Raw genomic sequence first — 24,192 nt, forward strand, 5'->3', positions numbered from 1 at the left:
GTCATACAGTAGTAAACACACAACGCCGACTGGAGACACATGAAGACGACCTTGCTGGCAGCCTCCGTTGCCACCCTTTTGGGCTGCGCCCTCGCCTGTGGTCCCGCCCTCGCCCAGGGTGGCCATTACCGCAATACCGACAACAAGAACCTGAAGGACGCGGCCGAAGGCACCTATCCGGTGCCCTACAAGATGCCGGTGGCGGCGGAAGTCACGGCCCAGCTCAAGTCGATCCGCGCCTACATGGACAGTGCGACGCCCACCCGCATCATCAGCAAGAAGACCGGCGACCAGATCACCGACCTGAAGACCCCGAACGCGGACGCGATCTTCGAACCCAGCGCGGGCGATTACGGCATCCAGGTGTATGAGATGGGCGTGGTGCATTCGGGTCTCCTGAAAGCGGCGGAAGCGACCGGCGACCAGAGCTTCACCGCGATGACCCAGCGCCACTTCCAGTTCTTCTCCCAGACCCTCCCCTATTTCCGCGCCCAGGAACAGAAGTTCCGCCTCGAACGGGCCAACAGCTTCTCGCGCTTCCTCGACCCGCGTTCGCTGGACGATTCCGGCTCGATGTGCGCCGCCCTCATCCGCGCGCGCCTGGCCAAGGTCGGACCGGACCTGAAGCCCATGATCGACGCCTGCAGCGACTGGGTCATCAACAAGCAGTTCCGTCTGGAGGACGGCACGATGGCGCGCAAGCGTCCGCAGGAAGTCTCGCTGTGGGCCGACGACATGTACATGAGCATCCCGGCGCTGGCCGAGATGGGCCGCCTGACGGGCGACCGCAAGCACTTCGACGACGCCGTCAACAATGTGATGGGCATGTCGAGCCGCATGTTCAATCCGCAGCTGGGCATCTACACCCACGGCTGGCATGCCAACCACCCGGATGCGCCGCGCTTCTACTGGGCGCGCGCCAACGGCTGGGCGGTGCTGGCCATGTCCGACCTGCTCGACGTGCTGCCGAAGGATCACCCGGGCTACCCGAAGGTGCTGAACCAGCTGCGCGCCGCGATCAAGGGCATCTCCGAGCTGCAGTCGGGCACCGGCCTGTGGCACCAGATGATCGACCGCAACGACTCCTACCTCGAGACCTCGGCCAGCGCCATCTTCACCTACGTGATCGCGCACGCCGTCAACCAGGGCTGGGTCAGCCCGACCACCTACGGCTCGATCGCGCAGGCTGGCTGGACGGGCCTGTCGACCCGTATCACGGCGAAGGGCGAAGTGGAAGGCACCTGCGTCGGCACCACCCTGGCCGGCGACATGGTCTACTACTACAACCGTCCGACCAGCGTGCACGCGCTGCACGGCTACGGCCCGATGCTGCTGGCCGGCGCCGAGATCCTCAAGCTGATGAAGAATCCGGCCTTCGAGGTCCAGTACAAGGTTCGCACGTATCATTACATGCCCAAAGGGGGCAAGACCGACTACCGCGAACACCATTGAGAAGAGGCGCCTGAACGATGAAACGACTGATCCTTGCAGCTGTACTGACTTCCGCTCTGAACGCTTACGCCGCGGAGCGCCTGGCCGTCACCGTCCAGCACGACCTGTCCATTGCCCGTCCGTCGGAAACCATCACGATCCCCTGGAGCGACGTGAACGCCGCGCTGCCGGGAGCGCTGATCCAGAAGATCGCGGTCAAGGATGCCAAGGGCAATGTACTGCCCTACCAGGTGACCAACGTTGCGCCCCTGGCCAAGGACCCGAAGGGCGTCGGCGCCGCCTACGGCGAGCTGATTTTCCAGCACAGCTTCGCACCTGGCGAGAAGAGCGCCGGCTTCACGGTCGAGAAGATCGACACGGTCGCCCCGGTGTTCGCACAAAAGGCCTTTGCCCGCTACGTGCCGGAGCGCCTCGACGACTTCGGCTGGGAAAACGACAAGATCGCGCACCGCACCTACGGCCCGGCTCTGGCCGCGCCCGCCCCCGCCGGCGTCACCAAGGAGGTGCTGGTCACCAGTGGCCTGGACCTGTGGTTCAAGCGCGTGCCATATCCGATCGTCGACCGCTGGTACAACAAGGGCCATGACCACTACCACAAGGACGAGGGTGAGGGCATGGACATGTACAACGTCGGCAAGTCGCGCGGCGCCGGCGGCACCGGCATCTGGGACGGCAAGCAGCTGTACACGAGCGTGAACTACGCCAGTTGGCGCGTGCTGGCCAACGGCCCGGTGCGCGCGGTCTTCGAGCTGCACTATGCAAGCTGGGACGCGGCCGGCAAGCAGGTCAGCGAGATCAAGCGCTTCACCGTCGACGCCGGCCAGCAGCTGGACCGCATCGACAGCACCTTCATTTACGAAGGCGCTGATCCGCTCACCGTCGCCGTGGGTCTCAACAAGAATCCGAGCGACAAGAACCAGGATCCGTCGATCACGGTCAAGCGCGAAGGTCCGGTGCTGCTGCAGTGGGTCGAGCAGAAGAGCAACGACGCCTTCGGCACCGCGGTGGTGGTGCCTGGGGCGGAAGGCTTCACCCAGGACCAGCTGAACGAACTGATCCTGGCCAAGGCCAGCTCCGGCAAGCCGCTGCGCTACTACGCCGGCGGCGCCTGGAGCCGCGCCGGCGAGATCACCTCGCTCGCGCAGTGGCAGAAGTACACGCAGGACGTGGCCGCACGCGCCGGCAACCCGGTGCGCGTGACGCTCTCGCGCCAGCAGTAAGCTTTTCCTCCCCGATGCGGCGCCCTCGCGCAGGGCGCCGCATGTCTTTTCAAGGCCTTACAACAAGGCCCATCTCCACGCAATATCCCCTTTGGCAGAGGTTGGACCAATTCACGTATTTATTTGAATTGGATGGACCAGAATTGGTATTTCTGCATTAGAATCGCGGAACCGGCCTGACCAGATAAATACGCCGATGCGGCGTGCGCCCAGCTGCGCACCGCCAGGATAAAACGCATGGAGACAGCATGAAACAACACCCGCAACGTGCCGCTTTACGTCAACTCACCTTGTGCCTGCTCGGCACCGCCTCGGTGTCCGCCCTCTCGATCGGCGCCGCCTTTGCCCAAGATGCCCCCGCCAATGCATCCCAGCAGATCCAGACGGTGCAGGTGACCGGCTTGCGCGCCTCGCTCGAGAGCGCCCTGAACGCCAAGCGCCAGGACAACGGCATCGTCGACGTCATCAAGGCCGAAGACATGGGCAAGTTCCCGGACACGAACCTGGCCGAGTCGCTGCAGCGCGTGCCGGGCGTGGTGATCGACCGCGACGCCGGCGAAGGCCGCAACATCACGGTGCGCGGCCTGGGCCAGGACTTTACCCGCGTGCGCATCAACGGCATCGAGGGCCTGGCCACCACCGGCGGCACCGACAGCTCGGGCGGCACCAACCGCGGCCGCGGCTTCGACTTCAACGTGTTCGCGTCCGAGCTGTTCAGCTCCCTTACCGTGCGCAAGAGTTCCTCGGCCGACGTCGACGAAGGCTCGCTGGGCGCCACCGTTGACCTGCAGACCCTGCGTCCCTTCGACCTGCGCGGCTTCAACGCCACCATCGCGGCCAAGGGCAAGTACAACGACGGCTCGGAAAAGGTCGACCCGCGTGTCGCCTTCATGGTGTCGAACACCTTCCTGGACCGCACGGTGGGCGTGCTGGTCTCGGGCGCGTTTTCCAAGCGCCGCGTGCTGGAAGAAGGCTTCAGCACCGTCCGCTGGGACAACGGCCCCTCGTCGGGCGGCTGGTGCGCACCGCAGGGCGTGACCGCGAACCCATCGAACTCCACTGCCACCACCTGCGGCCCGGCGGCCCAGGGCGTGCCGCGCCTGCCGGCCTCGCAAGCGGCGACCGAGGCCTATAACGCGGCCAGCAGCGCCACCAACTTCCATCCGCGCCTGCCGCGCTATGGCCGCCTGACCCACGACCAGGACCGCCTGGGCCTGACCGCGTCGGTGCAATGGCGCCCGCAGCGCGGCACCCTGCTCACCTTCGACATGCTGTATTCGAAGCTGGACGCGACGCGCCAGGAAGACTTCCTGCAGGCGATCTCGTTCAGCCGCAGCGCCGCCCAGGGCGGCAAGCCGCAGATGAGCGTGGTCGAAGCCCAGTACGCGCCGAATGGCGCCCTCCTGTACGGCAAGTACAACGGCGTGGACATCCGCTCCGAGTCGCGCTTCGACGAACTGAACACCACCTTCTCGCAGCCCACCCTGACGCTGGAGCACAAGTTCAACGACAGCTGGAGCATGAGCGCCAAGGTCGGCCGCGCGAACTCGAAGTTCCGCAACCCGGTTCAGACCACCGTCACGCTCGACGCCCTGAACGTCAACGGCTACACCATCGACTTCCGCGGCAACGACCGCATGCCGGCGATCGGCTATCCGTTCGACCCGACCTCCACCAGCGGGCCGCTGGCCATCCTCGGCGTGCCGCAGGTCGCCAGCGGGACCCAGCCGACCACGGTGCCCAACACCACCACCAGCGAGATCCGCATCCGTCCGCAAGGCGCGACCAACATCAACGACGTCGGCCAGTTCGACCTGGCCTGGGAAGCCAGCGACAACCTGAGCTTCAAGGGCGGCATCAACAAGAAGAAATACGAGTCGGATACCTATGAATTCCGGCGCGTGAACCAGAACGACACGATCTTCGCGCCGCCGGGCGGAGCGAGCGGTCTCACGACCAGCCTCACCGGCTTCGGCAAGGGCCTCGACATGCCGGCCGGGACGGCGACCGGCTGGGTGATCCCGAACCTGAGCGCCATCGCCGCCGCCTACGACATCTACTGCAACTGCATCAAGGCCGGTCCCGCCGGCGGCCCGGGCGACTTCACCCTGTCCTCGATCACCAACGGCAACGCGCGCGGCAACAACCGCACCGTCACCGAACGCGACGACGGCTTCTACCTGATGGGCGAGTTCAAGTACGACCTGTGGGACATCCCGGTGCGCGGCAACTTCGGCGTGCGCCACGTGAAGACCGAGCTGGAAGCGATCGGCTACCAGGCCGCCGGCGGCGGCACCGCGGTCGTGGTGAACCACGACTACAAGGACACCCTGCCCTCGTTTAACATCGCGGCCAACCTGACGCGCGACTTCATCGTCCGCTTCGGCGCGGCCAAGGTGATGACCCGTCCGCAGCTGGGCTTCCTGTCGCCGGGCGGCACCATCTCCACCACCGGCACGTTGACCATCAACACCGGCAACCCGCTGCTCAAGCCTTTCCGTGCCAAGACCTTCGACAGCAGCTTCGAGTACTACTTCGGCAAGAATGCCTTCGTGGGCCTGGGCCTGTTCCAGAAGAACATCGACACCTACATCCAGTCGCTGCGCACCAACGTGGCCTTCCGCGAGACCGGCCTGCCGCTGTCGCTGCTGCCGGCGAACTTCACTGGCGACGAACAGTTCCAGGTGACGGCGCCGATCAACACCGACGGCGGCAAGCTGAAGGGCTTCGAGATCAACTACCAGCAGCCCTTCACCTTCCTGCCGGGCTGGGGCAAGAACTTCGGCACGGTGCTGAACTACACCAAGGTCAGCTCGAAGATCGAATACGCCGTCTCGCCGACCAGCAACGAGCGCATCGTCGACGACCTGCTGAACCTGTCGCCGAAGTCCTGGAACGCGACCTTCTACTATGACGACGGCAAGTTCAGCGCGCGCGTCTCGGGCGCCAAGCGTTCGTCTTTCCTGACCCGCGTGCCGGGCCAGAACAACAACGACGTCGAAGGCAAGAACGAAACCTTCAACGTGGACGTGTCGCTCTCGTACAAGTGGAACGACAAGCTCGAGTTCACGCTCGAAGGCGTGAACCTCACCAACGAGCCGAACGACCAGTTCATCAGCCGCGCACGCAACAGCGTGGTGGTGAACAACGTCACCGGCCGCGAGTTCCTGGCCGGCCTGCGCTACAAGTTCTGATTCTCTTCTCCTGCTGTACTTTTCAAGCCCGCCTCGTGCGGGCTTTTTTCATGGCACGCCGAGATGCCGCGCCAGGAAGGCGCCGACCCGCCGTTCGTACTCGGCAGGCGCGAACGCGTAGAGGTCCACGTGCGCGGCGCCGGGCACTTCCCACAAGGCCTTGTCCCTGCCTGCCGCTGCGAAAATGCGGCGGGTCTCGGCGATCGTGGTGTGCTGGTCCGCGTCGCCCGCAGCGATGAGGACCGGTGCGTCCAGCGCAGGCATGCGTTCGATCGGCCGCAGCTGTTCCGGCTCGATATCGAGCCGCAGCGGCAGCTGCACGAGCAGCAGCTGCGACAGCGGCGCGGCGAGTGGACCGACACGCATGCGCAGGCGGTCCTGCACGGCCTCCTCGATGGTCGGATACATCGATTCCAGCACCACCGCATCCGCGCGCGGACAGTCCGCGCACAGCACGTACGACGCCGCGCCGAGCGACACGCCGATCACGCCGACGCGCTGGCCCGGGTACGTGCCGCGCAGGTAGTCCAGCGCCGCCTTCACGGCCGCCCCTTCGTGCAATCCGAAGGTGATTGCCGGCGCCGGACTGGCGCCGTGGCCGGGCAGGTCGATCAGCAGCACCGCATAGCCTGCGGCCTGCAGGAAGCGGGCGCGCGCCAGCATCTGGGTACGGTCGGCGCGGATGCCGTGCAGGAGCAGCAGCGCACCCTTGTCCTCCCCCGGCAGCAGCCAGCCTTCGACCGGCCTGCCCGCAGGCGTTGCCAGCCTCACCGTGCGCAGGCCGGCGTCCGGCGCCGCCACCGCGTACTGCTTGCCGGCGATGAGCGTGGAGCCGGCCACCCAGGTGGACAGCATCGCTGCGGCGACGGCGGTGGCGCAAGCCCATGTCAGTCGTTTCATGCGGCCATCTTGTCACAGCCCGGGTCCTGTGGAAAGATGGCTTGATCGCTTCCCGCAAGGATTCCATGGACCGCTTCGCCGAACTCAAGACCTTCTGCACCGTCGCCGCAGCCGGCGGTTTCTCCGCCGCGGCGCGCCAGCTCGGCGTCGCCACCTCCTCGGTCACGCGGGTGATCGACGCGCTTGAGGAACGCCTTGGCGTGGCGCTGCTGAACCGCTCGACCCGCAGCGTCACGCTTACCGAAGCGGGACGCGGCTACCAGGAAGACGCGCTGCGCATCCTGGAGCAGCTCGAGGCCGCCGACGACGCGGTGACCGAGCGCGCAGGCGAGGTCAAAGGGGTGCTGCGCGTCGCTGCCCCGCCGACCTTCGCTGCGCTGTACATCGCACCGATGCTGCCCGACCTGCGGGTGCGCCATCCGCAGCTGACGCTGGACCTCTGCCTGAGCAACACGGTGATCAACCTGGCCGACGAATCGATCGATGTCGCGATCCGCATGGGCAGCGTCGATCCGGAAGCGCGGCTGGTGGCGCGCCGCCTGGCCGCGCACCAGCGGGTGCTGTGCGCCAGCCCCGCCTACCTCAAGCGCCATGGCACGCCGCGCACGCCGCAGGAGCTGGCGGATCACGACTGCCTGCAGTTCAGCTTTACCGAGAACCGCCGCAGCTGGCGCCTGCGCCGCAAGGACGACCCGGATGCGGCGGTGGAAGAAGTCCCGATCCGCGGCGTGGTCCAGGCCGACAATGCCGACGTACTGCGCCAGGCGGCCGTCGCCGGCCTGGGCGTGGCGATGCTGGCGCACTGGCTGGTACACGCCGACCTGCGCGCGGGCCGGCTGCTGCGGGTGATGGAAGACTATGCGGTCAATCCGGGGCCGATGGACGTGGCCATGCATGCGGTGTACCAGGAAAACCGGCGCGGATCGCAGAAGATCCGCGCCTTCGTCGACCTGCTCGCGGAGCACCTGGGACGCGCCGGCATCCCGGAGGCTTGATTCAGACCGCCTTGCCGAAAGGCGCCGGGCGGCCCGAGAGTTCGCTGAACCACCAGGCCAGTGCCGCTGCCGGGAAGGCCATGCCGGCCAGCAGGGCGCCGTGCCAGCCATGGTGGGCGTAGACCCAGGCGCCCAGCGCGGAGCCCAGTGCGCCGCCGCTGAAGATCAGCGCGAAGTAGATGCCGTTCAGGCGGCTGCGCACTTCGGCGCCGAGGGCGAAGATGGCGCGCTGGCCGAGCACCAGGTTGGCCGCCACCGCCATGTCCAGCACGATCGAGGCCAGCACCAGGATGCCGATGGCGAGTGCACGCGATGCCGGCTCGTACAAGGGCAGCGCGAAACCGATCACGCCGAGCACCAGGGCGCAGGCGGTCGCCGCCAGGGTATGGCCCCGGTCCGCCAGGCGTCCCGCCACCGGCGAGGCCACCGCGCCGGCCATGCCGACCAGCGCATAGACCGCGATACCGGTCTGCGACAGCCCGAACTGCGGGCTGGCCAGCACCAGCGGGGTGACGGTCCAGAACAGGCTGAACGATCCGAACAGGCCGGCCTGGTAGGCGGCGCGGCGCCGCAATACCGGAGTGGTCGCGAACAGCGTCCACAGCGAGCCGATCAGCCGGCCATAGCCCAGCTGGTGCGCCGGCACGCGCTGCGGCAGCTTGCGGCGCAGGACAAAGGCGAGCGCCAGGATCGCCACCGAGGCGCCGCCGAAGACCAGGTGCCAGCCGCCGTGGTCGGCGATCAGGCTGGCCGCGGGGCGCGCCACCATGATCCCCAGCAGCAGGCCGCTGACCACCCGGCCCACGTTGTAGCCGCGCGTTTCCTCGAGCGACAGGTGGGCGGCGAAGGGCACCAGCACCTGCGCCGCCACCGAGCCGAGGCCGATGCCGAGCGATGCGGCGAGGAACATCCACGCGCTGTTGCTGAATGCCGCCAGGGCCAGGGCCACGCTGGTGGCCAGCAGGGCGACGAAGACCAGGCGGCGGTTTTCCAGCAGGTCGCCGAGCGGCACGACGAAGATCAGGCCGAGGGCGTAACCGATCTGGGTCAGGGTGACGATCAGGCCGGCGGCTTCGGCGGACAGGCCGGTCGCCGCGCTGATCGGGCCGACCAGGGTCTGGGAATAATAGAGGCTGGCGACGATCAGGCCGGCGGAGAAAGCCAGCAGGCGTACCATGCCGGGCGCGATGTCGGGGGTGTCGGGGTGGTTCATGTCGTGATCCTTGTGGGCTAGGGTTTGGAAGGATTGTAGGTCTCCTCCACTCTCCGATTCACAGCGCGCCACGCAAGACTGTTTTCGAACCCGGCAATAAAAAAAGCCCGCGCGCGGCGGGCTTTCGGGCAAGCGGAACGCTGCTTAGAACTTGTAGCCGACAGCCAGGATCACGGACACCGGGTCCAGCTTCATGTGCTGGGTCTGGCCGGTCGAGAACTGCACGTCGGTACGCAGGCGGGCCTTGTTGACGGTCACGTCGGCGAACCACTTCTCGTTGAAGTTCACGACCGTACCGAGCTGGGCAGTGTAAGTGAACTTGTTGTCGATGCTGAAGGTGGTCGGCACGCCGCGGCCCGGGTTGGTGACGGCGGTCATCCTGGCCGAACCGCGCTCCTTCATGAAGTAGGCATAGGTCGCGCCAATGCCGACGAAGGGACGGAAGGTCGCGTTCGGGGCGCCGAAGCGGTATTGCGCGAACAGGGTCGCCGGCAGCGCTTCCACGGTGCCCAGCTGGCCGGTGCCGGCAATGGCGCCCGCGCCGTAGAGCTTGTGCTTGTACGGGGTGCCGAGGGCGGTTTCCAGCGTAATGTTGTCGGTCAGGCCGTAATTAAGGATCAGCACCGGCTGGGTGTCGCGGCCGACGTCGGCCTTGGTGCCCGGCAGCGCCGGCGCGCTGATGTCGCCGCTCTCGACCTTCGGGGTCAGCTGGTTGAGGCCGAATGCGGCGGTGAACTGGCCGGCCGACTGCGCCGATGCGGTCGAGGCGCATGCCAGCGCAGCGGCCACACCCAGCACTTTGACGACGCTATTGAAACGTACTTTCATTTTTTCTCCTTGTTTTTGAAGGCCTGCCCTGTTCAGGACAGGCCCGCGTCAGTCTTACAGCCAGCCCTTGACGGCCATTTCCTTGAGGACGTAGCGCGCCACCAGGTTGTTCTCGAACGGGGTCGGGTGGATCTCGTCGGCGAACATGTAGTGGCTGACGTCACCGGCGACCGTGTTGTTGTTGGTGCAGATCAGCGACGTGGTGCCCAGTGGGTTCGGGCCGCAAGCAGGGGTGCTGGTGTTGGTCAGGCCGTACGGCGCCGGGTTCTTCACCTGGTCGTTGCTGACGGTGTAGAGGTCGACGTACAGGATGCGGTCGTCGCTGCCCAGGCCGTTCTTCAGCTGGGTGTTGAAGGCGTTGACCATGGCGGCGGTCAGCTGCTGGACTTCAGCGGTCTTCGACTTGGCGGCCGGGGTGCTGGCCACGTCCGGCAGGTTGGCGACCACGACGTACTTGGCGCCCTTGCCGACGATCTCGTTCTTCACCAGGGTCGCCATCTGCGCACCGGCCAGGCCCAGGTCCTGGACCAGCTTCGGACCGTTGGCGGTCAGGTAGTCGGCGCCCGCCTTGTTGCCGGCAGCGGTGGCGTCGGCCTGGGCCTTGGCGACCATCGGGCCGTACACGCTTGCCTGGGCAACGGCGGCGTTGCCCGGCTGGCGCGCGGCGGCGCCGACTGCGGCGGCGACGATGGTTTGCGAGGTATTGCCCGGACGTGCGCTCTCGGCCGCGATGGCCGCGCCGATCGCCTGTGCGGCGGTCTGCGGGTTGGTGGCGCCGGCGGCCAGCTGCATGGTCAGCGAGGTGCCGAAGGCCTGGGCGCCGGCGGCGCTGCCGGCGGCGGTTGCCGAATTCTGCAGGACAGTCAGCGACATCAGCACGTCGTTACCACCCGACAGGATGGTGACCAGTTCGGTACCGCTGAACTTGTTACCGGTGCGCGACAGGTGGTTGGCGACCTGGGTCACCAGCGGCACCGTCATTTCGCCGATCGGCGAGCCGGTGGCGGCATTGCCCGGGCCGACCGGGTTGGTCACGCGCGAGCCGCCCTGGGCGTAGTTGAAGCAGTTCAGGTTGTTGACGATCGGGACCGAGAAGCCCTGGGCGGCATTGCCCTGCAGGCCGGTCTGCGCAGCGCACGGCGCCGGCAGTTTCAGTTCGGCGGCCAGGAATTCGACCCAGATCTTGCCGTTCAGCTCAGGATTCTTGTTGGTGGCGTCACCGTTGATGGTGAACTTGCCGCCGCCGGCCTGCTTGACCGCGCCAACGGCGTAGGTGCCGACGTCGGAGAGGCTGTCGCCAAAGGAGACCTGCTGGGTGAACGTGAGTTTTTGCGTTTGATCGCCGCCGGCCGGGCTGGTGCCGCCGCATGCCGTCAGCACCGCTGCCGTCAGCAGGGCAAGCGCGAGTTTGGTTTGACGCATTATGTCTCCTAAGATGGTTTTTATGAAACGAACGGGCGTGCTATTCGCTTCACAATAATATGCCAGTGTTCAACTTGCTTGTATAGGGAAATGCTTGCCGATACGTCAGTTTTTAGTGACAACTAGCAAGCAGAACGGGAGGGCGATTATAGCCCTGCCTGTGGGCAAGAATGAAATGCTTTTTGAAACGTGTGGTGTAAAGAACGCCCGTACGTACGGGCGTTCTGGCCGATGGCTTGCGCAAGAGCGCTGACAAAATACGAATTGTCAGGCGCTCGGATTGGCTGGAGTAGTGCTGTTGAGCAGGCCGTGGACGATGCCGGTCGAGCCGTGGGCAGCGCGGCGCAGGCGGTCGTTGACGCCGAGCCAGTCCCCGCCCTGCGGCGGCGCCTCGACCAGGATCACGTCGGCGCCATGGCCATCCATTGCGCGCAGGGCTGCGTACAGGGCGTGGGCGAAGCCGTCCGGGGTGGCCGGCAGGCGCAGCGCCGCATGAGTGGATGGCATGTCCGAGTAATGGATCAGCGCGACCTTGCGTCCCGCCCCGGCCAGTTCCGCGAGGGTCAGGCGCAGCTGGCCGCTTTCCTGCATGGCCACCGGGGTGTGCGGGGCGTAGTGCGATTCGAGCGTGCCGGAGGCGCGCGGCGCCGCCGCATCCGGTGCGCTCGGGAGCTGGTCGATCACGGCGGCGATGGCTTGCGCGCTGATGTGGCCGGGCCGCAGCAGCACCGGGCCGTTGGTGGCCAGGCGCGACAGGTCGACGATGGTCGATTCGATGCCGACCTGGGAGGCCCCGCCGTCGAGCACCATGGCCACGCTGCGATCTGCACCGAATTCGTCGCGCACGTGCTCGGCCAGGGTCGGGCTGACGGCGCCGAACTTGTTGGCCGACGGCGCCGCGACGCCCCCTTTGCCACCCTTGAAGGCGCGCAGCAGCGCGATCGCCACCGGGTGCGAAGGGCAGCGCAGGCCGACCGTGTCCTGGCCGCCGCTGACGGCGTCTGGAATGTTCGGTGCGCGCCTGAGGATCATGGTCAGCGGACCGGGCCAGAAGGCCTCGGCCAGCGCATGGGCTTCTGGCGGAATATCGGTGGCCCAGTAGTCGAGCGGCGCATCCGGCGCCAGGTGCACGATCACCGGATGGTCCTGCGGGCGGCCCTTGGCGGCGTAGATCGCGGCCACCGCTTGCGGGTTCTCGGCGTCCGCACCGAGGCCGTACACGGTCTCGGTCGGGAAGGCGACCAGCGCGCCGGCTTCCAGCGCGCGAGCGGCCGCATCGATGGCGGCCTGGTCGAACTGTTCCATCGTCACACCCCTACGCCCAGAATAAGGCAAGCCTGGATCAGGCTGTTCTGCGCCTCTTTCAGCGTCGGCGCAACGAAGGTGATGTGGCCCATCTTGCGTGCGCGGCGCGGGTCATCCTTGCCGTACAGGTGCAGGTTGGCGCCAGGCAGCGCCAGCACGCGGTCCCAGGCCGGCTCGCGCGGCGTGTCGCTATCGCCCTCGAACCAGACATCGCCCAGGATGTTGAGCATGACGGCAGGCGAATGCTGGCGCACGTCGCCCAGCGGCAGGCGCGCCATCGCGCGCACCTGCTGCGCGAACTGGCTGGTGACGCAGGCGTCGATGGTGTAGTGGCCGCTGTTGTGCGGACGCGGGGCCATCTCGTTGACGACGAGCGTCCCGTCCTGCAGCACAAAGAACTCGATGCACAGCACGCCCACGTAGCCCAGCTGGGCGACGATGGCACGCGCCGCATCCTGGGCCTGTTTTGCGCAGGCCTCCGACACGTTCGGTCCCGGCACGGTGGTCGTGAACAGGATGCCGTCGCGGTGCACGTTCTCGGCGATCGGGTACACCACCGACGCGCCATCGTGACCGCGCGCGGTCAGCACCGAGACCTCGTAGGCCAGCGGCAGCATCTTCTCCAGCAGGCAGGTCACGCCGTTCATGGCGTCGAAGGCGGCGCGCACGTCCTCGCGCGTGCGTACGCGCACCTGGCCCTTGCCGTCGTAACCCATGCGCACGGTCTTCAGGATCCCGGGCAGCAGCTCGTCCTGGATGCCGTCGATGTCGGCGTGCGAAGCGATGGTCTTGTGCGGCGCCGGCATCACGCCCGACGTGGGGGCGCATTCGACGAAGAAGCGCTTTTCCGCGATGCGGTCCTGGGCGATCGACACGCAGGACGCGGCAGGCGCAACGAAGGTGCGCTCGCCCAGCCAGGCCATGCTGTCGGCCGGGACGTTCTCGAATTCGGTGGTGACGGCGACGCATTGCTGCGCCAGTTCGGCCAGGCCTGAGGGATCGGTGTAGGCCTTCGAAATCAGGCGTTCGGCCACCTGCCCTGCCGGGCTGACCTGGCTCGGCTCCAACACGGCCACCTGGTAACCCATGGCCTGGGCGGCATGCGCGAACATGCGGCCAAGCTGGCCGCCGCCCATCACGCCGAGGACGGCAGCAGCGCCTTTGTTCGCAGCGGTCGGGAGAAATGCGTCAGTCATGCTTCAGACAGGAAGAGTCATGGCCTGGGCGGCCGCGGTCTGCTCGAGGCGGAAGGCCTGCAGCTTCTCGGCCAAGGCGTCATCCGTAGCAGCCAGCATGGCCACCGCGGTGAGGGCCGCGTTGGCGGCGCCGGCTTCGCCGATGGCGAAGGTCGACACCGGCACGCCCTTCGGCATCTGCACGATCGACAGTAGCGAATCTTCGCCGCGCAGGTATTTCGAGGGCACCGGCACGCCCAGCACCGGCACGATGGTTTTCGCAGCGACCATGCCCGGCAGGTGGGCGGCGCCCCCTGCTCCGGCGATGATGGCGCGCAGGCCGCGGCTACGCGCGGTCTCGGCATAGGTGAACATCTCGTCCGGCATGCGGTGTGCCGAGATCACCTGGGCTTCGAAAGGCACGCCGAACTGCTTCAGGACGTCCACTGCATTCTTCATCACGTCCCAGTCCGACGAGGAACCCATGATGACGCCGACCAACGGCTTGTTCTGCTCACTCATCGTTCAGGCCTTCAGCTTTTCGCCGGTGAGGCGTTCGATGGCTTCGAAATACTTGGCCTGGGTTTTCTCGATGACGTCCGGCGGCAGGGCCGGGGCCGGCGCGGTCTTGCCCCAGTCCTTCAGGGTCTCGAGGTAGTCGCGCACGAACTGCTTGTCGAAGGAAGGCGGCGACATGCCCGGCGCGTAGGAATCGGCCGGCCAGAAGCGCGAGGAGTCGGCGGTCAGCACTTCGTCCATCAGGTGCAGGACGCCATTGTCGTCCAGGCCGAACTCGAACTTGGTGTCGGCGATGATGATGCCGCGGGTCGCTGCGTATTCGGCGGCGGTGGTGTACAGCTGGATGCTGATGTCGCGCATCTTGGCGGCGAGTTCCTTGCCGATGCGCTGCTCCATGTCTTCGAACGAGATGTTTTCGTCGTGTTCGCCGATGTCGGCCTTGGCGGCCGGGGTGAACAGCGGCTGCGGCAGCTTGTCGGCCTGGCGCAGGCCTTCCGGCAGCTTGATGCCGCAGATCGCGCCGCTTTCCTGATAATCCTTCCAGCCCGAACCGATGATGTAGCCGCGCACGACGGCTTCCACCAGGATCGGCTTCAGGCGCTTGGCCACGACGGCGCGGCCACGCACCTGCTCTACTTCATCCGGTGCGACGACCGATTCCGGCGCCACGCCGGTCAGGTGGTTCGGCACGATGTGGCCGAGCTTCTCGAACCAGAAGTCGCTCATCTGGTTCAGCACCATGCCCTTGCCAGGGATCGGCTCGTTCATGACCACGTCGAAGGCCGACAGGCGGTCGGTGGTGACGATCAGGATCTTGTCGTCGCCGACAGCGTAGTTGTCGCGCACCTTGCCGTGACCGAGCAATGGCAGGGACTTGATGGTGGATTTGTAGAGGCTGTTCATAGATGGGATATCAGGGAAACGGGACCGGATTTCGGGGCCGGTCGAGTGGGTCAGGTCTGGGGGTGGCCTGGGCCAGTGCGTAATTTTACGTCAATTTGCTTTTGACCACCGGCCTTCGTTCCGTAAAACCCACCACTGGTGGGTTTTACTTCCCGCGAAGGGTGAACAATGCCACTGGCATTGTTCACTCCAATTTTGTATGAAGACCACATCTGATGCATTCGCCACTACTCGTCGAACCGTCGCACCGGCGAAGGCCGGTGCCCAAGTTTGCTCGCGTTGTGGTGAAATGAAACAGGTCGGCTTGCTGAAAAAATTGGAGTGAACAATGCCAGTGGCATTGTTCACGCCTGCGCCGGGATGACGTTGGTAGAAGCTGGAGGTAAGACAGGCTGCGCGAATCCTGCTGCGCAGCCTTACTTCATTACTGCACGATCTGCGCCAGCTCACCCGCCTTGTAACGCTCGGCCATCTTCTCCAGCGGCACCGGCTTGATCTTGCCCGCCATGCCTTCGCAGCCGAAGGACAGGAAGCGCGCCTTGCAGACTTCCATCGCCGCCTCACGGGCCGGCTTCAGGTAGTCGCGCGGGTCGAACTTCGACGGGTTCTGGAACATGTACTTGCGGATCGCAGCGGTCATGGCCAGGCGGATGTCGGTGTCGATGTTGATCTTGCGGACGCCGTGCTTGATGCCTTCCTGGATCTCTTCGACCGGCACGCCATAGGTCTCTTTCATGTCGCCGCCGAATTCGCGGATGATCGCCAGCAGTTCCTGCGGCACCGACGAGGAGCCGTGCATCACCAGATGGGTGTTCGGGATGCGGGCATGGATTTCCTTGATGCGGTCGATCGCCAGGATGTCGCCGGTCGGCTTGCGGGTGAACTTGTAGGCGCCGTGCGAGGTGCCGATCGCGATCGCCAGGGCGTCGCATTGCGTCTTGGCGACGAAGTCAGCGGCCTGGTCGACGTCGGTCAGCAGCTGCTCGCGGGTCATGGTGCCGTCGGCGCCGTGGCCGTCTTCCTTGTCGCCCTTCATGGTTTCGAGCGAACCGAGCACGCCCAGTTCGGCTTCCACCGTCACGCCGATCGAGTGCGCGAACTTGACGACTTCGCGCGAGACTTCGACGTTGTATTCATACGAAGCCACGCTCTTGCCGTCGGCTTCCAGCGAACCGTCCATCATCACCGAGCTGAAGCCCGAACGGATCGCGGCCATGCAGACCGCCGGCGACTGGCCGTGGTCCTGGTGCATGACGACCGGGATGTGCGGGTAGGCTTCGACGGCGGCGTCGATCAGGTGGCGCAGGAAAGCTTCGCCTGCGTACTTGCGGGCGCCGGCCGAGGCTTGCATGATCACCGGCGCGTTGACCGCGTCGGCGGCAGCCATGATGGCCTGCACCTGTTCCAGGTTGTTGACGTTAAATGCCGGCAAGCCGTAGCCGTTTTCGGCGGCATGGTCCAGCAGTTGGCGCAGCGATACGAGTGCCATGGTTGATTACTCCAAACAATTAAGAAACTATTTCGTCCAGCTCGCCCACGCGCACGATCTTGAGCGCATTGGTGCCGCCGGCCTGGCCCATCGGCGAGCCCCAGGTCACGACGATCAGGTCGCCCTTGCGCACCATGCCTTCGTTGATCAGGACCTCTTCGGCCTTGCGCAGCACCGCGTGGCTGCCACCTTCCTGCAGAAGATGGAATGCTCGCACGTTCCGGTACAGCGACGCCTTGCGCTGCGTCGTCTGCAGCGGGGTCAGGGCGAAGATCGGGGTGTCGATCGAGTGGCGGCTCATCCACAGCGCGGTCGAGCCCGATTCGGTCAGCGCCACGATCGCCTTCACCTTCAGGTGGTGCGCCGTGAACAGGGTGCCGTAGGCGATCGACTGGTCGATGCGGGTGAACTGGACATTCAGGAAATCTGCGTCCTGCTTGTTGTATTCGGATTGTTCTGCCTCGAGGCAGATGGCGGCCATCATCTCGACGGTTTCGACCGGGTACTTGCCCGATGCGGTTTCGGCCGAGGTCATCACGGCGTCGGTGCCGTCCAGCACGGCGTTCGCCACGTCCGACACTTCGGCGCGGGTCGGCACGGCGTTGACGATCATCGACTCCATCATCTGGGTCGCGGTAATCGCCAGCTTGTTGGAGGCGCGCGCCATCTTGATCATGCGCTTCTGCAGCGCCGGGACGGCCGCGTTGCCCACTTCCACCGCCAGGTCGCCGCGGGCGACCATGATGCCGTCCGACGCGTCCAGGATTTCCTGCAGCACAGGAATCGCTTCGGCGCGTTCGATCTTGGCGATCATCATCGGCTTGTGACCATAGGGCTCGCCGGCGATATTGGCCAGCTGGCGCGCCATTTCCATGTCGGTGGCGTTCTTCGGGAAGGAAATTGCCAGGTAGTCGGCCTGGAAGCTCATCGCGGTCTTGATGTCTTCCATGTCCTTCGAGGTCAGGGCTGGCGCGGTCAGGCCGCCGCCCTGGCGGTTGATGCCCTTGTTGTTCGACAGCTCGCCGCCGACCTTCACAGTAGTGAAGATCTCGTGGCCGAAGACGCGGTCGACGATCAGCACGATCAGGCCGTCATTCAGCAGCAGCCTGTCGCCCGGCTTGACGTCGCGCGGCAGCGCCTTGTAGTCGAGGCCGACGCGTTCCTGGTTGCCCAGCTCGCCGTTCTCGCCCCAGCGCGCGTCCAGGATGAACTTGTCGCCATTGTTCAGGAAGATCTTGCCTTCTTCAAACTTGCCGACGCGGATCTTCGGGCCCTGCATGTCGGCCATGATCGCCACTTCGACGCCGCATTCGGCGGCGGCGCGGCGCACCAGGGCGGCGCGGTCGATGTGGTCCTGTGCCTTACCGTGCGAGAAATTCAGGCGCACGACGTCGACGCCGGCCTTGATCATTTTGACGAGGATGTCGAAATCGGTCGACGCGGGGCCGATGGTGGCAACGATCTTGGTGGCGTTGTACAGGGGGCGCGCAGCTTGCATGTGATGGCTTTCCTTGGTTCTGAAAAGAGAAGCGCAGCTTCTAGGCTGCGCTGGTACTTATTGATCTTTACGCTGGAGCAGGATCTCGACTGCCGGCAGGGTTTTGCCTTCGAGGAACTCGAGGAAGGCGCCGCCGCCGGTCGAGATATAGCCGATCTGTTCGCCGATGTCGTACTTGGCGATCGCGGCCAGGGTGTCGCCGCCGCCGGCGATCGAGAAGCCCGTAGAGGCGGCGATTGCCATGGCCAGGGTCTTGGTGCCTTCGGCGAACTGGTCGAACTCGAACACGCCGACCGGGCCGTTCCAGACGATGGTGCCGGCCTTGTCCACCTGCTCGGCCAGCATGGCGGCGGTCTTCGGGCCGATGTCGAGGATCATGTCGTCGTCCGCCACGTCCTTCACATCTTTTACCGTGGCGCTTGCCGTCGGGCTGAATTCCTTGGCGCACACCACGTCCACCGGAATCGGCACCTGGGCGCCGCGTGCGGCCATCATGTCGATGATCTGTTTCGCTTCGCCGACCAGGTCGTTCTCGACCAGCGACTTGCCGATGTTCAGGCCGACGGCCTTCATGAAGGTATTGGCGATGCCGCCGCCGACGATCAGGTTATCGACCTTGCCCGCCAGGCTCTGCAGGATGGTCAGCTTGCTCGAGACCTTCGAGCCGGCCACGATGGCCAGCAGCGGACGGGTCGGCTTGCCGAGGGCCTTGCCCAGGGCGTCGAGTTCGGCCGCCAGCAGCGGGCCGGCCACGGCGACAGGTGCGAATTTCGCGATGCCGTGGGTGGTGGCTTCGGCGCGGTGCGCGGTGCCGAAGGCGTCGTTGACGTAGACGTCGCACAGCTTGGCCATCTTCTGGGCCAGCTCGTCGGCATTCTTCTTTTCACCCTTGTTGACGCGGCAGTTTTCCAGCAGCACGACCTGGCCCGGTGCGACATCGACGCCGCCAACCCAGTCCTGCTTCAGTTCGACCGCCTGGCCGAGCAGCTCGGACAGGCGCTTGGCGACCGGCGCCAGGCTGTCTTCCGGCTTGAATTCGCCTTCGGTCGGACGGCCCAGGTGCGAGGTGACCATCACGGCGGCGCCTGCCTTCAGGGCTGCCTGGATTGCCGGCACGGAGGCGCGGATACGGGTGTCTTCGGTGATATTGCCAGCGTCATCCTGCGGTACGTTCAGGTCGGCGCGGATGAACACGCGCTTGTTCGCAAGCAGCGAACGATCGATCAGGTCTTGCAGGCGGGTGAAACTGAGAACGTCGTCCATTGGCTAGTCAACAATGAAATAGTGAAAAAACGTCATTGTACATTAGGGCGCTTATGGAAAAACGTGTAACACACGCAACAGTGTGAAGACCAGCATGCCAAAAATGATGGTCATCAGCATGCTGCGACGCCACAGGTAAAAGGCCAGTGCAGCGAGGCCGGCCAGCAGCTTGGGATTGGCCAGCGTCAGCTGCACCTGCCCCTGCGGATCGATCAACAGGTCCGGTCCGATGATGGCTGCCAGCGCGCAGGCCGGCGCATAGCGCAGCATCTCCTGCACCCGCGGCGGGATGCTGACGCGGTGGCCGATCAGCCAGAAGGAGCTGCGGGTGGCGGCAGTGGCGATGCAGAGCACACCGATGGTGAGCCAGATTTCCCAGTCAGACATTGCTCGCCTTTCGCTTCGCCAGGAACTCTTCGACAAACATGGAAGTCACCATGCCAACGACGACGGCGAGCAGCAGGCCGAGCTTGTACGGCAAGCCGTAGGCCAGCACCGAAATCACGCCCGCGACCACCACCCCGCACAGGGCGGCATTGTTGATGATCAGGGGGACCGTGATGCACAGGATTGCCAGGGTGCCGGCAAAGCCCAGTCCCCATTCGGTCGGAATGGCGCTGCCGAGGAAGATGCCGATGAGCGAACCGATCTGCCAGGCGAACCAGTTCGGGTACATCAGGCCCTTCAAATAGGAGAGTTTGCCGGCCACCCACTCGGCGCTCGGATAACGCTGCAGGAACATGGCCACCGTCAGGTCGCCAGAAATATAGCCGAGCAGGAAACGCTGTTTCCACGGCAGGTGGGCGAAGTGCGGGCCCAGCAGCGCGGAGAAGATGACGAAGCGCAGGTTCACGACCAGGGCGGTGGCGAAAATGACCCAGACCGGCGCGGCGGCCGCGATCAGGGGCAAGGAAGCGAGCTGGGCGGATCCGGCGAAGACCAGCAGGGTCATGCCGGTTGCCTGCCAGACGGTCAAGCCGGTCTTGACCATGGCGATGCCGACCACCAGACCCCAGGCGCCGATGCCGAACAGGGTCGGCAGGCCAGTCTTGAAGCCTTCGCGCCAGGCAGCAGGGTCGTGGGCTTCGACGGGGTCCATTGCAGTAGCGTATTCCTGGCCCGGCGGCGCTGCCGGGTTCATGTGGTTATCCTGCAACGGCCATGCTGGGCGAGTGCGGCGGCGGGCTTGAAACGGTCGGGCATCAAATGCATCTACAATGCGGCATCTAAAGGTGCGGCGCCGGGCTGGCGGCGCATCTGCTCTGCGGCGTCCCGGGCTCGATTATGGTCAATTTATTACTCAGCATGCATTCTACCGATCATTTCGGTATGCCGGGTGAATCCGGTAGAATCGTGTTTTTGCCCAACTTGTCCTTGACGGAGAAAACCAGATGACTCAAAACACGATGCCCGTGGTGGAACTCGAGGCCAAAGACCTGCCGGCACACTGCCCGAATCCGGCAATGCCGCTGTGGTCCTCGCACCCGCGCGTCTTCCTCGATTTCGATCACCACGGCGATGCCAAGTGCCCCTACTGCGGCACTCAGTACCGCCTGGCTCCGGGCGTCGAGTTCAAGCACCACTGATCGTCCCAGGGTGCGGCGCCCTGCCGCACCCGCACAAGCATGCACTACCGTGCGCCCGCGTGGCTGCCTGGCGGCCACCTCCAGACCATCTACCCGGCGATCTGCATCGCCAAACCGCCTGTCGCCTTCCGGCGCGAACGCTGGCCAAGTCCCGACGGCGATTTCATCGATGTCGATTTCGTCGACGGCCAGCCGGGCAAGCCGCTGGTCGTGCTGTTCCACGGCCTGGAAGGCTCTTCCAACAGTCATTACGCACGCTCGCTGATGGCGGCCCTGCGCGAGCGCGGCTGGTCGGGCGCGGTGCCGCATTTCCGCGGCTGCTCGGGCGAAGCCAACCTGATGCCGCGCTTCTACCACTCGGGCGACGCCGGGGAAGTCGACTGGATCGTGCGCAAGCTGCACGCCCGCGCGCCCGGTCCGCTGCTGGCGGCAGGCGTCTCGCTGGGCGGGAATGCGCTGCTGCGCTGGCTGGGCGAATCCGGTCATGGCGCGGAGATCGTGCAAGCGGCCTGCGCGATTTCCGCTCCGCTCGACCTGGCGCGCGGCGGCGAAGCCCTGTCGTCCGGCCTGAACCTGCTCTACACCCGCATGTTCCTGCAGACCCTGAAGCCCAAGGCGCTCGCCAAGCTGGAGCGCTATCCCGGCCTGTTCGACCGCGCCGCCCTGGCCAGGGCGCGTGACCTGTACGCGTTCGATAACGTGGTGACGGCGCCGCTGCACGGCTACAAGGACACCGACGACTACTGGCACCGCGCCAGCGCCCGCCACGTGCTGCACGAGATCACCGTGCCGACGCTGGTGCTCAACGCCCGCAACGATCCCTTCCTGCCGGGCCGCCATTTGCCCGCGTCCGCATCGCAGGCAGTGACGCTGGAGTATCCTGACGAAGGTGGGCACGTCGGCTTCGCCGTGGGGCCTTTCCCCGGGCGGATCGACTGGCTGCCGCGCCGCATCCTGCACTTCTTCGACAGCACCCTGGGAGCGAGCCGCGCGCCCGAGGCGCACCAACCATGCGAAGCTTGAGACTATGGACGACATCGTAAAACAGGCAATGGCCAAGTGGCCGAACGTACCGCACTGCTACGGCTGGCTGGCCCTGGACGCGCGCGGCAACTGGCGCATGCGCGACGAGGCGGCCCAGCGCGCCAACACGCCGGGCGACAAGCTGACCAATGCGGCGCTGGTCGGTTTCATCAACCGCAATTACGCCCACGACGACAAGGGCCGCTGGTTCTTCCAGAACGGACCGCAGCGCGTCTACGTGAACCTGGAAGCGACGCCCTATATCGCGCGCACCGACCCAAGCCAGGGCTTCGTGCTGCAGACCGGACAAGCGCTGGGCGCGCCGGAGGCGGTGTTCATGACGGACGCCGGTGCGGTGATCCTGCAGGCGGGCGACGTCGTGGCCCAGCTCGACGACCGCGACGTGGCGCAGGTGCTGGCGCGCATGGAGCTCGCCGGAAGGCCGGCCTCGGTCGAGGCCATCATGGCATGGCTGGAAGACGATACCGAGGAGCTGATGCTGGTGAATGGCGACAGCCGCGTGAAGGTGGAACGCCTGTCGGCGGAGGCGCTGACGCGCCGCTTCGGTTACGTGCAACTGCCTGGCCTGTGACGGCGACCGGGATTACCGGTCCTTGTCCTTGTCGTCGCCCTTCTCGCCGCGCTCTTCCCTTTCCGCCTTCTGGCGCGCCCTCAGCTCGCGTTCGCGAGCATCGATGACGGCCTGGTCGTAGAAGGACACGTCGCCCGCCTTGCGCGCCAGGTCCAGCTGGGCCACCGCGGCCGGCAGCGCACCCGCCACCACGTAGGATTCGGCCAGCGCCATGTGCTGCAGCGCGATCTTGCCCTGCTTCGAATAGGCCCGCGCCAGCATGTCGTGCAACTTCCCATCCTCGCGGTAGAGCTGCGCCTGGTCGCGCAGGTAGCGCGTCGCCTCGTCATACCTGGCGGCGCCGATCAGCGCCTCGCCATACTGGTGCGCGATCGCACGCGACAGCGGATAGCGCTGGCGCGCCGCATCCGCTTCCTGCACCGCCTCTTGCGCGACCGCCGCCGGCTGGCCGGGGGCGAGCTTGATCTCCAGCGCCAGCCCGGCGAACATCGTCGCGCCGTCGCCGGCACGCGACTCCGCCGACAGCACGCCTTCCTTCGGTTTCACGGTCGCGCGCGCCTTGTCAAGCCAGGCCTGCGCCTCGGTCAGCTGCCCCTGGCGCAGCGCCAGCACGGCCAGGCCGTACTGGGCAGCCGCCTGCAGCTGGCGGTGCGGTTCCTTCAGCTGGGTCTCCAGCAGGTTCTTCGTCTCGCGCCGGCCATTGACGCTCTCGTCCTGCAGCACGCGGGCGCGGGCGCGCACCAGCTGGAAGTCGAGGGGATCGATGCGCGCCTTCTTCGGGATCTCGCGGATGCGCGCCTGCATGTCGACCAGGCGCTCGGCCGTCAGCGGGTGGCTGCTCAGGTGCGCCAGCTGGGCCGGGATCTCGCCGGACAGCTTGCTCGCGCTCTGCAGGCGCTTGAAGAAGCCGGCCATGCCGGTCACGTCATACCCGCCGGCGGCCATGATCTGGAAACCGACGCGGTCGGCCTCGCGCTCGGCGTCGCGGCTGAAATCGAGCTGGCGCTGCGCGGCCAGGCCCTGGCCTCCCATCAGCACGCCCATTGCGGCATCGGAGCTGGCCTTGGACGCCAGCGCCGCCAGGATCATCGCCGCCAGCGGCAGCAGCACGTCCTGCTTCTGCTGCCCGATCGCGCGGGCGATGTGGCGCTGCGACACGTGGCCGATCTCGTGCGCCATCACGCCGGCCAGTTCGGATTCGTTCTGCGCCGCCACGATCAGGCCCGTGTGCGCCGCGATGAAGCCGCCCGGCAGCGCGAACGCGTTCAGGTTAACGTCGCGCATCGCAAAGAAGGTGAAGTCGGCATTGGTCTCGCCGCGCAGGCCGGGCACCGAAGTCACCAGGGCGTTGCCGAGGTTGTTCAGGTACTCGAGGATCGGCTCGTCGTCGAGGTAGGCCGGATCGCGCCGGACGTCGCGCATGATCTCTTCGCCGAGCTTGCGCTCGACGACGGGCGACAAATCCTGGCGCGCCGTGTCGCCAAGGGTCGGCAGGCGCGTGCTGTCGACCTTTTGCGAGACGGGCTTCTGGAATGGATCGGCGGGAGCGGCAATGGCGAAAGCGGCCGCCGTGCACAGGGCAATGGCGGTCAACGCAGGGCGCCAGCGGCGCGCC

The 24,192-nt window shown here is 66.0% G+C and carries 21 protein-coding genes; 7 read left to right on the forward strand and 14 right to left on the reverse strand.

From position 1 onward, the window contains the following. The first annotated feature begins 39 nt into the window (after nt 1-39). The 3 genes from LK539_RS15435 (at nt 40) to LK539_RS15445 (ending at nt 5,866) form a co-directional block, all read left to right on the forward strand. Nucleotides 40-1,452, forward strand: a complete 1,413-nt coding sequence (locus LK539_RS15435) for a glycoside hydrolase family 105 protein (RefSeq protein ID WP_227801920.1) — start codon at nt 40-42, stop codon at nt 1,450-1,452. A 17-nt stretch (nt 1,453-1,469) separates the two neighbouring features. Then, nucleotides 1,470-2,672: a DUF4861 family protein gene (locus LK539_RS15440; protein WP_227801921.1), complete on the forward strand. Its 1,203-nt coding sequence runs from the start codon at nt 1,470-1,472 to the stop codon at nt 2,670-2,672. Between the two features lie 248 nt (nt 2,673-2,920). After that, nucleotides 2,921-5,866 (forward strand): TonB-dependent receptor, encoded by a 2,946-nt coding sequence (locus LK539_RS15445; protein ID WP_227801922.1) that lies wholly within the window; start codon nt 2,921-2,923, stop codon nt 5,864-5,866. Between the two features lie 48 nt (nt 5,867-5,914). On the opposite strand, the gene LK539_RS15450 is transcribed toward LK539_RS15445, so the two are convergent. Further along, nucleotides 5,915-6,766, reverse strand: coding sequence for an alpha/beta hydrolase (locus LK539_RS15450; RefSeq protein WP_227801923.1), 852 nt, complete (start codon nt 6,764-6,766; stop codon nt 5,915-5,917). A gap of 41 nt (nt 6,767-6,807) precedes the next feature. On the opposite strand from LK539_RS15450, the gene LK539_RS15455 reads away from it, so the two are divergent. Then, nucleotides 6,808-7,761: a LysR family transcriptional regulator gene (locus tag LK539_RS15455; protein WP_227801925.1), complete on the forward strand. Its 954-nt coding sequence runs from the start codon at nt 6,808-6,810 to the stop codon at nt 7,759-7,761. Nucleotide 7,762: 1 nt separating this feature from the next. On the opposite strand, the gene LK539_RS15460 is transcribed toward LK539_RS15455, so the two are convergent. The 12 genes from LK539_RS15460 to LK539_RS15515 form a co-directional block, all read right to left on the reverse strand. After that, complete coding sequence (locus LK539_RS15460) at nt 7,763-8,974, reverse strand: MFS transporter (RefSeq protein ID WP_227801926.1); 1,212 nt, start codon at nt 8,972-8,974, stop codon at nt 7,763-7,765. A gap of 144 nt (nt 8,975-9,118) precedes the next feature. After that, nucleotides 9,119-9,802, reverse strand: a complete 684-nt coding sequence (locus LK539_RS15465; protein ID WP_227801927.1) for an OmpW family protein — start codon at nt 9,800-9,802, stop codon at nt 9,119-9,121. 54 nt (nt 9,803-9,856) lie between these two features. Further along, on the reverse strand, nt 9,857-11,224 hold the full coding sequence (locus LK539_RS15470; RefSeq protein ID WP_227801928.1) for an SGNH/GDSL hydrolase family protein: 1,368 nt from the start codon (nt 11,222-11,224) through the stop codon (nt 9,857-9,859). A 267-nt stretch (nt 11,225-11,491) separates the two neighbouring features. Next, on the reverse strand, nt 11,492-12,529 hold the full coding sequence (locus LK539_RS15475; RefSeq protein ID WP_227801929.1) for an L-threonylcarbamoyladenylate synthase: 1,038 nt from the start codon (nt 12,527-12,529) through the stop codon (nt 11,492-11,494). A 2-nt stretch (nt 12,530-12,531) separates the two neighbouring features. Beyond that, nucleotides 12,532-13,725 (reverse strand): 5-(carboxyamino)imidazole ribonucleotide synthase, encoded by a 1,194-nt coding sequence (locus LK539_RS15480; protein WP_227801930.1) that lies wholly within the window; start codon nt 13,723-13,725, stop codon nt 12,532-12,534. Between the two features lie 3 nt (nt 13,726-13,728). After that, nucleotides 13,729-14,226, reverse strand: coding sequence for a 5-(carboxyamino)imidazole ribonucleotide mutase (gene purE / locus LK539_RS15485; RefSeq protein ID WP_227801931.1), 498 nt, complete (start codon nt 14,224-14,226; stop codon nt 13,729-13,731). Nucleotides 14,227-14,229: 3 nt separating this feature from the next. Beyond that, nucleotides 14,230-15,126, reverse strand: a complete 897-nt coding sequence (locus LK539_RS15490) for a phosphoribosylaminoimidazolesuccinocarboxamide synthase (protein WP_227801932.1) — start codon at nt 15,124-15,126, stop codon at nt 14,230-14,232. Between the two features lie 424 nt (nt 15,127-15,550). Beyond that, nucleotides 15,551-16,615, reverse strand: coding sequence for a class II fructose-bisphosphate aldolase (fba, locus tag LK539_RS15495; RefSeq protein WP_227801934.1), 1,065 nt, complete (start codon nt 16,613-16,615; stop codon nt 15,551-15,553). Between the two features lie 19 nt (nt 16,616-16,634). Then, nucleotides 16,635-18,095 carry a pyruvate kinase gene (gene pyk, locus LK539_RS15500; RefSeq protein ID WP_227802096.1) on the reverse strand — a complete coding sequence of 487 codons (1,461 nt, stop codon included), beginning with the start codon at nt 18,093-18,095 and terminating at the stop codon, nt 16,635-16,637. Nucleotides 18,096-18,170: 75 nt separating this feature from the next. Next, nucleotides 18,171-19,376 carry a phosphoglycerate kinase gene (locus LK539_RS15505; RefSeq protein WP_227801935.1) on the reverse strand — a complete coding sequence of 402 codons (1,206 nt, stop codon included), beginning with the start codon at nt 19,374-19,376 and terminating at the stop codon, nt 18,171-18,173. Between the two features lie 51 nt (nt 19,377-19,427). After that, on the reverse strand, nt 19,428-19,763 hold the full coding sequence (locus LK539_RS15510) for an AzlD domain-containing protein (protein ID WP_227801937.1): 336 nt from the start codon (nt 19,761-19,763) through the stop codon (nt 19,428-19,430). After that, complete coding sequence (locus tag LK539_RS15515) at nt 19,756-20,517, reverse strand: AzlC family ABC transporter permease (protein WP_227801938.1); 762 nt, start codon at nt 20,515-20,517, stop codon at nt 19,756-19,758. Before LK539_RS15515 ends, LK539_RS15510 begins: the two co-directional genes overlap by 8 nt. A 250-nt stretch (nt 20,518-20,767) precedes the next feature. Here LK539_RS15515 and LK539_RS15520 point away from each other — a divergent pair, with 250 nt between their 5' ends. Genes LK539_RS15520 through LK539_RS15530 form a run of 3 tightly spaced genes read left to right on the forward strand, consistent with a single transcriptional unit; the run spans nt 20,768 to nt 22,577 of the window. Beyond that, nucleotides 20,768-20,962, forward strand: a complete 195-nt coding sequence (locus LK539_RS15520; protein ID WP_227801940.1) for a zinc-finger domain-containing protein — start codon at nt 20,768-20,770, stop codon at nt 20,960-20,962. A 39-nt stretch (nt 20,963-21,001) separates the two neighbouring features. Continuing rightward, entirely contained in the window at nt 21,002-21,985 is a 984-nt protein-coding gene (locus tag LK539_RS15525; protein ID WP_227801941.1) for a YheT family hydrolase, read from the forward strand. A gap of 4 nt (nt 21,986-21,989) precedes the next feature. Next, nucleotides 21,990-22,577: a DUF2946 family protein gene (locus tag LK539_RS15530; protein WP_227801943.1), complete on the forward strand. Its 588-nt coding sequence runs from the start codon at nt 21,990-21,992 to the stop codon at nt 22,575-22,577. Nucleotides 22,578-22,589: 12 nt separating this feature from the next. Here the strand turns inward: LK539_RS15530 and LK539_RS15535 are convergent, their stop codons facing one another. Next, complete coding sequence (locus LK539_RS15535; protein WP_227801944.1) at nt 22,590-24,170, reverse strand: M48 family metalloprotease; 1,581 nt, start codon at nt 24,168-24,170, stop codon at nt 22,590-22,592. Between the last annotated feature and the right edge of the window lie 22 nt (nt 24,171-24,192).

This window comes from Massilia sp. IC2-476 (assembly GCF_020707295.1).
In the GTDB taxonomy this organism is placed as follows: domain Bacteria; phylum Pseudomonadota; class Gammaproteobacteria; order Burkholderiales; family Burkholderiaceae_D; genus Telluria.

Bases quoted from the DNA above. Each gene is read 5' to 3' on its own strand.
- LK539_RS15525 (WP_227801941.1), top strand. From the start codon at position 21,002: ATGCACTACCGTGCGCCCGCGTGGCTGCCTGGCGGCCACCTCCAGACC.
- LK539_RS15480 (WP_227801930.1), bottom strand. From the start codon at position 13,725: ATGACTGACGCATTTCTCCCGACCGCTGCGAACAAAGGCGCTGCTGCC.
- LK539_RS15435 (WP_227801920.1), top strand. From the start codon at position 40: ATGAAGACGACCTTGCTGGCAGCCTCCGTTGCCACCCTTTTGGGCTGC.
- LK539_RS15465 (WP_227801927.1), bottom strand. From the start codon at position 9,802: ATGAAAGTACGTTTCAATAGCGTCGTCAAAGTGCTGGGTGTGGCCGCT.
- LK539_RS15445 (WP_227801922.1), top strand. From the start codon at position 2,921: ATGAAACAACACCCGCAACGTGCCGCTTTACGTCAACTCACCTTGTGC.
- LK539_RS15505 (WP_227801935.1), bottom strand. From the start codon at position 19,376: ATGGACGACGTTCTCAGTTTCACCCGCCTGCAAGACCTGATCGATCGT.
- LK539_RS15450 (WP_227801923.1), bottom strand. From the start codon at position 6,766: ATGAAACGACTGACATGGGCTTGCGCCACCGCCGTCGCCGCAGCGATG.
- LK539_RS15470 (WP_227801928.1), bottom strand. From the start codon at position 11,224: ATGCGTCAAACCAAACTCGCGCTTGCCCTGCTGACGGCAGCGGTGCTG.
- LK539_RS15460 (WP_227801926.1), bottom strand. From the start codon at position 8,974: ATGAACCACCCCGACACCCCCGACATCGCGCCCGGCATGGTACGCCTG.
- LK539_RS15510 (WP_227801937.1), bottom strand. From the start codon at position 19,763: ATGTCTGACTGGGAAATCTGGCTCACCATCGGTGTGCTCTGCATCGCC.
- purE (WP_227801931.1), bottom strand. From the start codon at position 14,226: ATGAGTGAGCAGAACAAGCCGTTGGTCGGCGTCATCATGGGTTCCTCG.
- LK539_RS15475 (WP_227801929.1), bottom strand. From the start codon at position 12,529: ATGGAACAGTTCGACCAGGCCGCCATCGATGCGGCCGCTCGCGCGCTG.
- fba (WP_227801934.1), bottom strand. From the start codon at position 16,615: ATGGCACTCGTATCGCTGCGCCAACTGCTGGACCATGCCGCCGAAAAC.
- LK539_RS15530 (WP_227801943.1), top strand. From the start codon at position 21,990: ATGGACGACATCGTAAAACAGGCAATGGCCAAGTGGCCGAACGTACCG.
- LK539_RS15440 (WP_227801921.1), top strand. From the start codon at position 1,470: ATGAAACGACTGATCCTTGCAGCTGTACTGACTTCCGCTCTGAACGCT.
- LK539_RS15520 (WP_227801940.1), top strand. From the start codon at position 20,768: ATGACTCAAAACACGATGCCCGTGGTGGAACTCGAGGCCAAAGACCTG.
- LK539_RS15490 (WP_227801932.1), bottom strand. From the start codon at position 15,126: ATGAACAGCCTCTACAAATCCACCATCAAGTCCCTGCCATTGCTCGGT.
- LK539_RS15515 (WP_227801938.1), bottom strand. From the start codon at position 20,517: ATGAACCCGGCAGCGCCGCCGGGCCAGGAATACGCTACTGCAATGGAC.